Source organism: Pseudoxanthomonas sp. (genome assembly GCF_002863005.1).
Lineage (GTDB): Bacteria > Pseudomonadota > Gammaproteobacteria > Xanthomonadales > Xanthomonadaceae > Pseudoxanthomonas_A.
The window spans coordinates 64,916-77,208 of the sequence record NZ_PKDG01000052.1 but is presented as its reverse complement, the minus strand read 5'-3'; the positions used below and the strand labels follow the sequence as shown (position 1 = coordinate 77,208).

Here is a 12,293-nt window from a genome sequence, read left to right as displayed (position 1 = left end):
TCCGATCCCTGCGCACGCGGCGTCTCCCGCTCGATCGCCCCGACTACCCTGCCATGACGACCCACGCCGCCAAACTCCGGGCACTGTCCCTGTTCGAGGACTTCGTGACCCTCGATCAGCCGTCGCGCGAACGCGCGATGCAAGGCCTGCACACGGACGAGCCCGCCGTGCACGCCGTGCTGGAGGCGATGTTGGCCGCGGATGCCCGTACACAGTGGGTCGACCACGCACCTCCCGACCGCCTGCTGGAGGAGATCCCGTCAGCCGCCACCTCCGCACTCGACCTGCGGGTCGGCAGCCGCATCGGCCCTTGGCGAATCACGGCTGTCCTCGCCAGCGGCGGAATGGGCACGGTCTACGAAGCGCAGCGCGACGACGGCCAGTACCGCCAGCGCGTCGCCATCAAGTGCATCCGTCCAGAACTGACCTCGCCCCGGCTCGTCGATGCGTTCCTCAACGAGCGCAACACGCTCGCCCAGCTCGACCACCCCGGCATCGCCCATCTGCTGGACGGCGGCATCGATGACCACGGCGTGCCGTGGTTCGCCCTGCGCTACGTGGAGGGCGAGACCATCGACCAATGGTGCGAGCACCATCGCAGCACCGTCCGTGAGCGTGTCGAACTCATGTCGCAGGCCTGCGAGGCGCTGGCCTTCGCCCACCAGCGTGGCGTGCTGCACCAGGACATCAAGCCGTCCAACCTGCTGGTGACCGTGGAGGGACAGGTCCAGATCGTCGACTTCGGCCTGGCCGCCACGCTGGCGGGTGATCGGCCATTGCGCCGCATCGCGGTCTCCCAAGGCTACGCTGCGCCGGAATCGCTGGCGCCGGAGCGGCCGACACGGGCGGCGGATGTCTATTCGCTCGGTGCGGTGATGTACCAGCTGCTGTGCGGACGCCTGCCGCAGGCATCGAACTCTCTGCGATCGAAGAACGCAGCGGCGGATGTCCACGCCGAGCCGGCGTCGCGCCTTGCGCGGGACGCGACGTCGGAGGCGGCGCGGTCCCGGGGCGCGCCCGACGGCCGTGCGCTGTCGCGCCAGTTGCGCGGCGACCTGGATGCCATCCTCGCCCGCTGCTGCGCGATCGACCCCGCCAAACGCTACCCCTCCGCCACTGCGCTGCGCGACGACCTGCGTCGCTGGCTGCGCCGCCAACCAGTCGCTGCGCGCGAGGGACTGCCAGGTTACAGGGCGCTCACCTTCATGCGTCGCCACCGCAACGCCTGCGCGCTGGCGGCATTGCTGGTCGTCTCGCTGGGGGCCGCCGCGACGGCGGCACATCTGCAATCGCAGAAAGCCGCGGGGGAGGCCGAGGCCTACACCGCGCTGTCGGCCCTCTTCGAACAAACGCTTGGCAATGCGACGCTGTCGGGGCTGGGACACCAGGGGTTCTCGTCCAAGAACCTGCTCGCACGGGCCGAAACGCAGGTGCGCGCACTGCCGTTCCGGGAGCATCCCGATGTCCTGGCGCGCGGCCTGCTCATGCTCGCGCGCAACCACGCCGTGATCGGCGATTACCGTCAGGCGCAGGCGTTGACGGACGAAGCGGCGCGGCTCCCGGATACCGACATGGGCACGCGACTGGACGTGCAAGCGACGCTGGCCGCGATGCAGACCGTCGCGGGCGAGCCGGAACGAGCGCTGGCCACGGCGCAGGCCGCGCTGGCTGCGCTGGACGAGGTCGACGACGGCAGCGCACCGCGCGTGCGCGTGCAACTGCTCGCCCACGTGGCCGAAGCGCAATGGAACCTCGCGCGGCGCGAAGAGGCCATTCGCACGCTCGACCGCAGCCTGGGCTACGCCATGGCGCAACTGGACAGCGATCCCGGCGACGTGATCGCCCTGCTGCTCCTGCGTGGCCAGTGGGGGATGCGGCTGCAGGACTTCACGACCGCCGATGCGGACCTGCGGAAGGCGGTCGGCATGGCGTTGGGGGCCTATCCCCTGCAGGCCGCGGATGCCGAGCGTGCGCTGGCCACCAGCCTTCTGGCGCAGGAGCGCTTCGACGAGGCCCTGCCTTTCGCCGTGGCGCAATGGCAGCACACGATGCAGTTCCTGGGCCCGACCCATCCCAAGACCGGCAGCGCGCTGACGACGCTCGGCAATGCACGTTGCCTGGCGGGCGATCTGCCCGGGTGCCGCCGGGCGATCGAACAAGGCGAAGCGCTGATCCTCGCTGCCTACGGCGAGAACCATCCGGCCTACGGTGAAGCACTGCTTGCACACGCGGGTCTGTTGCGCCTCGAGGCCAACCAGTCGAAGTGGCAGGAACTGCTCGCGCGATCGCGACGCGCATTGGCCATCCTGGAGCGCCACTACCCGCCCGGCAACGATGTCGTGCTGGATGCACGCGTGCAGCTCGCGAACTACCTGACCCTGACGCCCCGCGGCAGGCAGGACCGTGCGTTCTACCTGCGCGAGTCGAAGACCCTGCTGGAGGACGTGCTGGCCGTCTCCGCGCGGGTGCGTCTGCCGCCTCCGGCAATGACACGGACGCTCCTCGCGCGCCGGCTGATCGATTCGCCTTCGAGCGAGGACGACGGACCGGCGGAACAGCTCATCCGGGAGGATGCCCGGTTCCTGGCGCAGCACTATCCGCCGCAGCACAGCCACCACGACTTCGTGCAGATCGTGCTGGCCGACCTGCTGGTCGCAAACAGGAGGTTCGACGAAGCCGAGCGCATCCTGGACTGGGTGGACCGGCGCAATCGGCCGCAACTGCCCAAGCCGAAAGCCCATTCCCGTTTGAACGCCGTCCTGATGATCCGCGCGACGATTGCGAGCGACCGGGGCGAGCGCCCACGCGCGCGCCAGATCCTCGAGGAAGCACTCGCCATCGCCTCGAAGGACTATCCACCCGAGCACCGGTTCGTGGTGACGGCCAAGCGCGCACTCGAGAACCTGAGGACCAAAGGTGATTTCCGTGAGGATTGAATACCGCAGGGCCGCGGGAGGCGATCGGCGGGGCGTAGAATGCCGCCATGAACACAATCCTGATCCCCGTCGCCGTCGGCGAGCTGGCCGACAAGCTCTCCATCCTCGAGATCAAGGCCGAGCGCATCGACGATGCGGCCAAGCGCACCCATGTCGAGGTCGAGCGCGACGGCCTGCTGGCGCTCTGGCAGGGACTGGTCGCCGCACAACCGGGACTCGAACCGCTGAAGGACGAATTGCGCCGGATCAACGAGCGCATGTGGGACGTGCAGGATGCGCTGCGCGCCAAAGAGGCCGCGAAGTCCTTCGATGCCGGATTCGTCGAACTCGCGCGTTCGGTGGCCAGGCACAACGGCGAGCGCATCGGGGTGAAGAATGCGATCAACCGGCAGGCCGGTTCGCGCTTCATCGAGGAAAAGCAGTACCAGGCCTGATCCGACCGACGGCTCGCGGCCGCGATCAGTACGGATCGACCCGGAACGGCACGTTGGCGTAGGCGGCATGACCCTTGCCGTCGTGCGCCTCCACGAACAGGCGATACGCACCGGGGGTCGCCGGCGCAACGAAGCGCACGCCGCCCTCGCCGTCGTTCTCCATCGCCACGTCCAGCGACGGCGGTACGTCTTCGCGGTCACCGCCGATGCTGGTGGCCGTGCTCTCCGGCAGCATCGTCCACCGGAAGCGCAGCGCGTCGCCGTCCGGATCGTGCGCATCGACGCGCGCGACCGTGGCTTGACCCGTCTTCAGCACCACGCTCTCCAAAGCGGTTCGCCCGGCCAGCGTCAGGGGCTGGATCGAAGGCGCACGGTTGGCCGGCCAACGACCCGTCCACACGAACTCCATCGCATCCACGGACGGGGTGCTTTCGCCGGTCGGCAGGAACAACCCGTACCACGTCGGCGTGCGCTCCTGCTTGTCGCCCCACAGGAACACGTAGGAGCCCAGCCCCTGTTTCATGTCGGCGGCGATCACTTCCTCGTAGCGTTGCCGCAACAGTGCCGCCTTGCGTGAGGCATCGTCTTCGATGGGCGCCTTCCACGCCGTCAACGGGCTCTCCCAGTGACCGGTCGGACCCCACTCGGTGACGACGTAAGGACCGGTCCATCCACTGTCCACGAGCTTCTGCGGCAGCGCGTCGATGTCGCCGTACAACTGGATGCCGATCAGGTCGAGCGACGGCGCGCGCGCCTTGAGCAGGTCGATCAGCGTCCTGTCGAAGCCGGCCAGCGTGGTCATGACGGGATGGTGAGGGTCTTCGGCATGGATCGCGTCGGCGATGTCGCCGATCGCGTTCCATACGTTCGGATTCCTGTAATGCAGGTTCAGCTCGTTGCCGGCCACCCACATCAGCACGGCGGGATGATCTTTGTACAGGCGCACTTCGCGGCGGATGCGTTCGCGCTGCTTCGCGACGGCGGCGACATCGTCGTAATCGAAGCCATGGCGTTCGTTGCCGACCTCGATCCCCATCGCCACCTTCAATCCGTTGCGCTGCGCGCGGTCGAGCATGGCGCGCACGTTCGCCTCGTCGGTGCCGGTGCTCCAGGTGCGGAAGGAGTTGCCGCCGCGCGCGGCCAGCGTTTCCTGGCCGCCGTCAGCCATGCCGGCGCCCTTCACCACGTAGGGCTGTCCGTCGACGAGCAGGCGATAGCGGCCGGCTTCGTGGACGATACGGACCTGCGAGGGGGATTCGGCAATCGCCGGCAACGGCGCCAACCCGGCGAGGGACAGGATCGTGACCAGGCTGCCGGTCAATCGCGCGTGCATGCATTCTCCACGAGGTCCGATGGATCCAGCGGCATCATGCCACGCGTACCGTGCCGACGACGCCACGACGCGTCATGCCACGCCGTGGCGCTCGCGGATCACCTGCAGGCGTTCGCGGTAATACAGCCCATCCGCCGCCTTGGCGGGCGGATGCGACGCAAGCCAGTCCAGTGCATCGCGCAGGATGGACGCCTTGTCGGCTTCCGGGGCTTCCAGCGCCGTGTCGACGCGGTCGAGTTGCAGGATGACGTCCTCGCGGGTGGACTGGGTCATGGATACGGCTCGATGGGGAGAGAGTCGGCACCCTACCCGCGCCCGTGTGTTCGCTCCGTTACGGCACGCCACTCGCGGTGACGCGGCATTGCAGGGTCAGGACCACCTGTCCGCCGACGGGCAGGCTGGGCAGCGTCACGCCGCCGCCAAGCAGCGTACTGACGGGCACCGTCGGCGATGGACACGTGGCGCCACCCGTCGCGGCACAGGTGGCGTCCGGTGCCGGCACCGTGCAGTCCTGGCCCGCACCTGTGGCGTCGGTGACCAGCACGTCCACGGCATCCACCGGTCCGTTGTTGCTCACGACGATGCTGTACGCCACCACCTCGCCCGACACCACAGCGGAAGGCGACGCCGTCTTGACCACCTGGACGTCCGCCTGCTGCAGGGTATTGGTGAACGTGCACACGATGTCGCTGCCCGCTGCGGTCGCGGCTGCGTCGAGCGTGATCGTGCGCGCGACGAGGTCCGGCGTCGCGGTTCCGCCTGCGCCAAGGCCCGTGCAGCGGATGTCGGTGGTGCGGTAGGTCGCCGGTGACACCCCTTCGGCTACGGTCGTCGCGGTGGACACGGCCGCCAGCGCCTGCGGCGCACCCGCCTGCGGCGTGCCTGCGGTGGTCGTTGTCAGCGTCTGGGCCAGCACGCCGTTGCTGCCGCTGAACCCGAAGCTGTCCACGCCCCCCACGCTGATCTTGCGCAAGGTCAGCCGCGCAATCGCACTGTCGCTGTCGGTGGCGGTGTTGTTCGCCGGGACGGGATCGGTGTAGCCGTCGGGCAAGCGGATCGTGGCCGTGTTGATGACCGGCGAGACACCCGCGACCACCGTCGCGGTAACCGTGAAGGTGATGGTGCTGTTGGGCGGCAGGGTGGGAATGGCGATGCCGCCCGCGCTCTCGAGTGCCGCAACCGTCAGGGCGCCGGAGGCCGGACATACGGCGCCTCCGGTCGTGGCCGTGCACGCCACCGATGTCTTGGTCAGGCCGTTGGTGGCCGGGTCGACCAGCGTCGCCAGGTCGGCATAGTTGATCGATGCGTTGCTGACCACCAAGGTGTACGTGGTGGTGGCGCCGGGCGTGACGGTATCGCTCGTCTGGTCGACATCGCCATTGACGCCGGGCGTATTGGTCTTGGTGATGGACAGGTCAAGCAGCGCGCGCGTCAGCGTGAACTTGGCCGCCATGCCGCCCGACGTGCTCTGGCTCGACGTCAGCGCACCGTTCTGCGACTGCATCGTGATGTTGGCCGCCGGTATGCCGCTGGCGAACTGGAACGACGTGCTGAAGCCGTCCGATTCCGTGGCGGCCAGGAAGTGCGCACCCGCCACGCCTGCCGTGCCGGGGTCGGTGTTGATCGCCGCAGGATTCGCCACTTCGGTGAAGCCGGGAACCGTGGCGAAGTCCATCGGCCCGTTGCGCGCGTAGCCGTTGAAGCCCATCAACAGCACGCCGTCGCCCGCGTTCACCGGCGCCTGGCCGGCGTCGTAGCCGTTCAGGCACGCCGACCAGTTGCCCGGCGCGTTCACGCCGGCCAGGTAGAGCAGGCCGGTGCTGCACTCGGTGCCGGAAACGAAGCGGGACCGCACGATGCCCGTCCCGGGATCGCCCGTCGCCAACTGGCTGACATGGTTGAACTGCAGGGCCGACAGCAGCGCTTCGTCGCCAGCCCGGTTCGGCGCATCGATGGCCGGCAGCGTGATCGTCAGCGTGCCGCTGTCGGCACCTCCCAACAAGGAACGCAGCTGCGACTCGTAGAGCGCGGCGAAGTAGACCTCCTGCGAATACGTCGCGCGGTCGGCATTCCCGTTGCTGATGGTGAAAAAATTGTTGACGAGCCGCAGATCGCCGGCCGGCGGCGCCAACGGGTTGGTCACCGTCGTCGAGCCGCCCGGGCCGGTGACAGTGAACTGGATCTGCACGTTCGCACCGTTCGTGGCCACGAAGGCGGGTGACGCGAAGTTGCTGTTGGCGGATGTCTCGTCGCTGCAGGTCCCCGAGACCTCCGAGGTGTCGGTCGTGCAGTGGTCGCGCTCGAACGCGGCGGTGATGAAGACGACGCGGTTCTGGCCCGCCGTCACGTTGAAGCTGAGCGAGGGAGTGCCGGAAGCGCCCGTGCCGATCGCGGTCGAGGCACCGCCATGATCGAACGCCACGGTCTGCGCCTGTGTCGTGTCACTCCAGCCCGAGGCCAGCCCGAACGCGAGCACCCATCCGGCAAGTCGTCTGCTTTTCATGCGGTCCCTGTCTTTCCTTCCGATGGAGGTCGAGTCCGTCCCGTCGCTGCGCCGCATGGAGCGGAGCCGAAGCGGCGTGCCGGGACACGGGCCTGTTCCCAGGACCGTGCCGGGCACCTCGGCAATGGCGATGCGGAGGCCGGTATCAGCCGTTGGTGCCGCTGCCGCCATCGGTGCACGTACCGGGCCCGATCAGTCCGTTGTTCCAGTCGTCGAGCGTGCGGGAAAGTGCGATCAGCTCCTGACGCACGCTGCTGCTCTTGGGCTGCGCGGCGATCTGGTCCGGTGTGTACTGGCCAAGCAGCTGGCTGGAACGGGTCAGCGCATCCGCGACCGCCAGGGAGGTCTGCGCACCCAGTGCATAGTTGGCCTGCGCGGCGACCAGCTGGTGGGCCAGGATCCAGTAGGCATTGCCACGCGAGGGCTCCTGCAGCACTTGCTGGTACGTGAGGCCGGACAGATAGAACGGCTGGTAGCGGAGTTCCAGCCAGACGTCGGTGCTCAGGTCGCCGGCGTTCTGCGCGCGGTTCTGCCAGTAGCCCTGGGTGAACTGGCAACCGGCGTCCGCGTGTGCGTCCGCCATCACCGACATACCGGCCATGGCGATCAGCCATCCTGCCGCCGCGCTGCGAAACAGATTCATGCGTGTAATCCTCGATTTCATGTGAGATGAAGAGCGGGCGCCTGGCCCGCACTGTCCGCATGAATTCGTGACGACGATCAAGAAAAGGACAACGCACGCATACATGTGAGTCGACTGATGCGGGCCGTCACGCCGCGCCTGCTCGCGATGATGCGAGCAGGAACGCGGGCGACGCGCGACCCGCGCGGTGAATTCAGGGGTTGCCGGTGGCCGTCACAGTGCACTGCAAGGTGACGTTGACCTGTCCGCCGACCGGCAAGGTCGGGATAGTGACGCCGCTGCCCAGCAGGCTGCTCACCGGGATGGTGGGCGAAGGACACGTCGCGCCGCCGGTGGCCGCGCACGTGGCCGTCGTGGAAGGCGTGGTGCAATCCTGGCCGACACCTGCCACGTCGCTCAACAGGATGTTGCTAGCCGCGAGCGGACCGTTGTTGGTCACCACCAAGCTGTAGGTCACCACCTGCCCACTCAGCACCGGATCCGGCGAAGCGCTCTTCACCACCTGGATGTCGGTCTGCTGCAGCGTGTTGGTGAACGTGCACTCGATGTTGGCCCCCGTTGCGGTGGCTGCGACATCGAGTGCCACGGTGCGATTGGCCAGGTCGGGCGTCGCCGTACCGCCGGCACCGAGTCCCGTACAAGTGATGTCGGTGAGCTGGTAGGTGGGCGGTAAGGTGCTTTCGGTGATAGTGGTGGCGATGCCGGCCGCCGTCAGGACTTGGGTTGCGCCGCTGACCGGGCTGCCGGCAGTGGTCGTGGTCAGGGTCTGCGTGACCACGCCATTGGTACCGGTGAAACCGAAGCTGTCCACGCCGCCGATGCTGATCTTGCGCAAGGTTAGCCGCGGCGCAGACGAATCCCCATCCGTCGCTGTGTTATTGGCGGCGTTCGTGTCGTTGATGGTGCTCGGCGGAGTGACCGTGACCGTGTTGGATAAGTCGCCGGCGAAGGCTGCTGGTACCGTCAGGGTAACCCTGTAGATCACGCTGGAACTCGGTGGCAGGTCGAGCCTCGTGTCCAGCAAGGCACCCACGCCACTGGCAGCACCGCAGACTGCACCACCTGTTGCAGTACCGCAGGTCCAGCTGATGCTCGCCGCATCGATGCCGGCAGGGACCGGGTCGCTGACGGTGGTACCCTGCGAACCAAAGGCGCCGGCATTGCTGACCACGATGGTGTAAGTGCGCGTCTCGCCTGGCACATAGGCATCGTCTGCAAGGTCGTTCGGGCCAGATGCAGGCGTGTTGGTCTTGCTGACTGACAGGTCGGCGTCGAACTGGATGTTCGCTGTGGAGCAGTTGGTACCGTCGCCATTACTCGTAACGGGCGCGGGGCTGACAACCATGGTGCGCCCTGTCGCTGGGTCGATTGAATAAATCAACCCAGCCCCGGACTGGTACGCGTAAATGCCGTTGGCAAACGCCCACATGGCAAGCGCGTTGGTGACAGGCGCCACTGTGCCTATGGTCGTCACTTGACCCGTTGTCGGATCGATGGTGATCAAGTCCCGTGGCACGGGATTGGCCAGGTTGACCGCATACAGCAAGCCGTTGTACCAGGCCATGTCGGTCGTCGATACCGTCGTGGACAAGGTGATTGGCGTAGCCGTCAGCGTATCGATATCAATCCGGTACATGGTGGTACTGGTGCCCGGTATCACGTACATATCGTTGGCAGGCGAAATGGTGCCGTTGTTGTAGCTGCTCAGTGGCAAACCCGCTACCGGACCCAAGCTGACACCACTGCCATCCGAGCCGACTCTAACCAATTCGTTGTCGGACAGCGTCCCGGTGGACCGGATGCCATAGATGTAATTGTCCACCACGCTGTAGCCAATGCCATTGCGCCTGACAGTGGAGGAAGAACCCAGCAAGTTGTAGGTGAACGGCGAGGTGGCATACTCCATCTCGTAGAGGTTGGTAGTAAGTACGGGCGTTGCCTCGAAGAACATGCGCGCATCGCAAGTGCCGAAGCTGGGCTGCACGGGCACGGTGTTGGCGAAGGTGCAGGTCAGGTTGTCGCCTGCGGCAGGGGTCAGGCTGAAGCTGGTACCCGTGCCGCTGGGCGTTTGCCCACCGACCCGTGTATTGGTACATGCCCAGGTGCTGGTGTAGTTGGCAAGCACGGTATTACCTGCTGCCGTTTCTGTAATGGTATAGGCCGTGCCAGGCGTAGCCGTGGCATGCGTGAGCGTACCGGTGGCAGTGGAGCCCGTGCCAGTGGTGGTGATCGCCGCAGGCGCGCCCGTGCCCGTCATCGACAACGTGAACTGGTTGCTCGCCACCAGACGGCCGGTGGGCAGTGCCTTTTCGACATTTATTACGGCGGGTGCCTGCACGTTGGTGAATGTACACGTGATGTTGGCACCCGCATTCACCGATGCCCCGGGGATGGAGACCGTGCGATTCGGCAAGTCGTAAACCGGTGAGAACGTCACGCCCGTGGTCGCGTTGCTGCACGTGATCGAGGACAGGTTGGCTGTGGCAGGCAACGTGCCCTCCGTGATACTGAGTGCCGTGCCTGCCGAAACGATGGCGAAAGGCTGGGTGCCGGCAACGCCCGTATTGCCGTCGACCGTCGTGGTGGCGCTTGCGGCCATGGTGACGGTCCCGGTGGTTTGCACGGTACCCGTCAGGGCAAAGGCGAACGTACCCGCGGCCTGGACCGTCGTCTTGATCAGCGTCAATGTTTCGGTGCTGTTGGCAAGGGTAAAGATCTCTCCATTCGCCAAGGTGACGTTGAAGCTGATCTGGGTGCCGGACACGCTCCGCCCCGCCCTCACCACGCGCGTGCCGCCGTTGGTGTAGTTGCCGTCGTTATCGACCAGCAGGACCACATCGTTCAGGTCACCTCCCAACGCCGTCACACCGGCCGCAGGCACATTGAACAGCAAGCTCACTGCACCGACCGCACCCGTGTTCTGTACCCGCCACAAACGGTTAAGACGCGACCACGTCCCGTTATCCAGAGGCGTGGCGACACCGGAAACGCTGGTGCCCGTCGCAGCGGTCGTCAGGCCGCCGTTGTTGCCCACCATCAGGTATTGGCCCTGCGCCAACTGCGCCCCTGTACTTTGGTGCGTGTACACAAACTGCGAGGGCGCCGACAGCGTGCCGGTCGCCACGGTCAGGATATCCAATGGATACGTCGCTGCCGGACCCGAGTCATTCATGTTGGTGGCAATGCGCTGATCCAGCGCGCTGTCACGCCCCAGGCCAAATACGTTGCGGTGGTAGGCATTGACGCTCGTCGTGCCGTTGCCCGCCCAGACCACCGTGCCCGCAGCACTCAGATAATCGTAGTTGGTCGCATTGTTACGCGTGGCATCGCCGTCCAGCGTTACGCCATACTTGATGCCAAGATAGCTGGTGACACGTTGCGCCTCCTGCTCGCTGAGCTTGCGGTCATAGTAGAAGACTTCCGCAACCTGACCGTCTTTGGAGAAGCCGGGGAAGCTGCCGATGGTGAACTGATAGTCGGCGGCTGCCTGCTTCGTGACGCCTGGGCCGGTGCGTGTCCAGCCATTGCGCGTATTGCGGTGCAGATTCGCACCTGAACTAGCCCACAGGCCGTAGACATTGACGGTGGGCCCCAGGTTGCCTGGATTGACTGCGTTGGCATACGCCGTAACTGACGGGTTGCCACCGAAATTGGTTCCAGTCGTGTCGGCACGGAACCCTACATTACAACGCCCCAGATCTGCGCCGCACGTACTGCCGGCGCCGCGGGCAAGAATGGCCGACTGCTCGCTGGCGCTTGCCACCGCAAACGCCGAACCCGTGGTGCTGGGCGTAATCCAGTTTTGATCTCGCGTCTCAGGCCCCCCGTAGTGGCGACCACTCCCTGGGCCGCCTGGGTTGTTGAAGCGGATGGCCGGATTGAAATTGAACACCCCGACCTGTGAGTCGATCGACCCCGTTGAGCCCAGAATAGTCAGCGGGGTTTCACCTGCGCTGCCTGCACGTTGCGACCAGCTGGCAGTGAGGTTGGTGCTATTTTGGGGAATTCCTGTTCCGGCGTCATACCAGACCGTAATGCCCGACGCGACACCACCTGGGGCTTCTTGGGCAATCGCAACCGTTGGCGCACACAGTACGCTCACGCGCACCAGGACGGCTGCCACCACCCTTGCGAGTCTGAGCACGTAGAGAGAGACAGGGCGTGCAGCGGGCTTTCGGGAATGTATGAACATGGGGCCGCTATTGGGTACGAGCAACTGTCTGAAAGATATTAGCTTGGAGGCGTACGCACGCCGGCGTGCGCCGAAAGTCCGTAATTTCGGTTATTCGAGCGCAATGCGCACGCTTCAACATTCGGGACGTCATTTGCAGAAAGTACGGAAGAGCCATGGCCAGGGTTCCGTCTACTCTTTGCTTCCTGCCACGCAATGACACCCCGTCCACCTCATCGCCACTGCGGAGCCGGCATCACCCGGATCGCGGCA

General features: G+C 66.0%; 7 protein-coding genes. 2 read left to right on the top strand and 5 right to left on the bottom strand.

The window, feature by feature from the left end:
• The first annotated feature begins 53 nt into the window (after positions 1-53).
• Together CYU89_RS17645 and CYU89_RS17640 are read left to right on the top strand one after the other, a co-directional pair.
• Positions 54-2,936, top strand: coding sequence for a serine/threonine-protein kinase (locus CYU89_RS17645; protein WP_296282844.1), 2,883 nt, complete (start codon positions 54-56; stop codon positions 2,934-2,936).
• 47 nt (positions 2,937-2,983) lie between these two features.
• Positions 2,984-3,370, top strand: coding sequence for a DUF6165 family protein (locus tag CYU89_RS17640; RefSeq protein WP_296282843.1), 387 nt, complete (start codon positions 2,984-2,986; stop codon positions 3,368-3,370).
• 25 nt (positions 3,371-3,395) lie between these two features.
• On the opposite strand, the gene CYU89_RS17635 is transcribed toward CYU89_RS17640, so the two are convergent.
• The 5 genes from CYU89_RS17635 to CYU89_RS17615 all read right to left on the bottom strand — a co-directional run bounded on the left by CYU89_RS17635 (position 3,396) and on the right by CYU89_RS17615 (position 11,972).
• Positions 3,396-4,703, bottom strand: coding sequence for a glycoside hydrolase family 2 TIM barrel-domain containing protein (locus tag CYU89_RS17635; protein WP_343125268.1), 1,308 nt, complete (start codon positions 4,701-4,703; stop codon positions 3,396-3,398).
• A 72-nt stretch (positions 4,704-4,775) separates the two neighbouring features.
• Positions 4,776-4,976: a hypothetical protein gene (locus CYU89_RS17630; RefSeq protein ID WP_296282842.1), complete on the bottom strand. Its 201-nt coding sequence runs from the start codon at positions 4,974-4,976 to the stop codon at positions 4,776-4,778.
• 58 nt (positions 4,977-5,034) lie between these two features.
• Positions 5,035-7,206: a hypothetical protein gene (locus CYU89_RS17625; protein WP_296282841.1), complete on the bottom strand. Its 2,172-nt coding sequence runs from the start codon at positions 7,204-7,206 to the stop codon at positions 5,035-5,037.
• 145 nt (positions 7,207-7,351) lie between these two features.
• Complete coding sequence (locus tag CYU89_RS17620) at positions 7,352-7,849, bottom strand: hypothetical protein (protein ID WP_296282840.1); 498 nt, start codon at positions 7,847-7,849, stop codon at positions 7,352-7,354.
• A 193-nt stretch (positions 7,850-8,042) separates the two neighbouring features.
• On the bottom strand, positions 8,043-11,972 hold the full coding sequence (locus tag CYU89_RS17615; RefSeq protein WP_296282839.1) for a hypothetical protein: 3,930 nt from the start codon (positions 11,970-11,972) through the stop codon (positions 8,043-8,045).
• Positions 11,973-12,293 lie beyond the last annotated feature (321 nt).

Coding starts and splice junctions, on each gene's coding strand:
- CYU89_RS17620 (WP_296282840.1), bottom strand. CDS start 7,849: ATGAATCTGTTTCGCAGCGCGGCGGCAGGATGGCTGATCGCCATGGCC.
- CYU89_RS17635 (WP_343125268.1), bottom strand. CDS start 4,703: ATGCACGCGCGATTGACCGGCAGCCTGGTCACGATCCTGTCCCTCGCC.
- CYU89_RS17640 (WP_296282843.1), top strand. CDS start 2,984: ATGAACACAATCCTGATCCCCGTCGCCGTCGGCGAGCTGGCCGACAAG.
- CYU89_RS17645 (WP_296282844.1), top strand. CDS start 54: ATGACGACCCACGCCGCCAAACTCCGGGCACTGTCCCTGTTCGAGGAC.
- CYU89_RS17630 (WP_296282842.1), bottom strand. CDS start 4,976: ATGACCCAGTCCACCCGCGAGGACGTCATCCTGCAACTCGACCGCGTC.
- CYU89_RS17625 (WP_296282841.1), bottom strand. CDS start 7,206: ATGAAAAGCAGACGACTTGCCGGATGGGTGCTCGCGTTCGGGCTGGCC.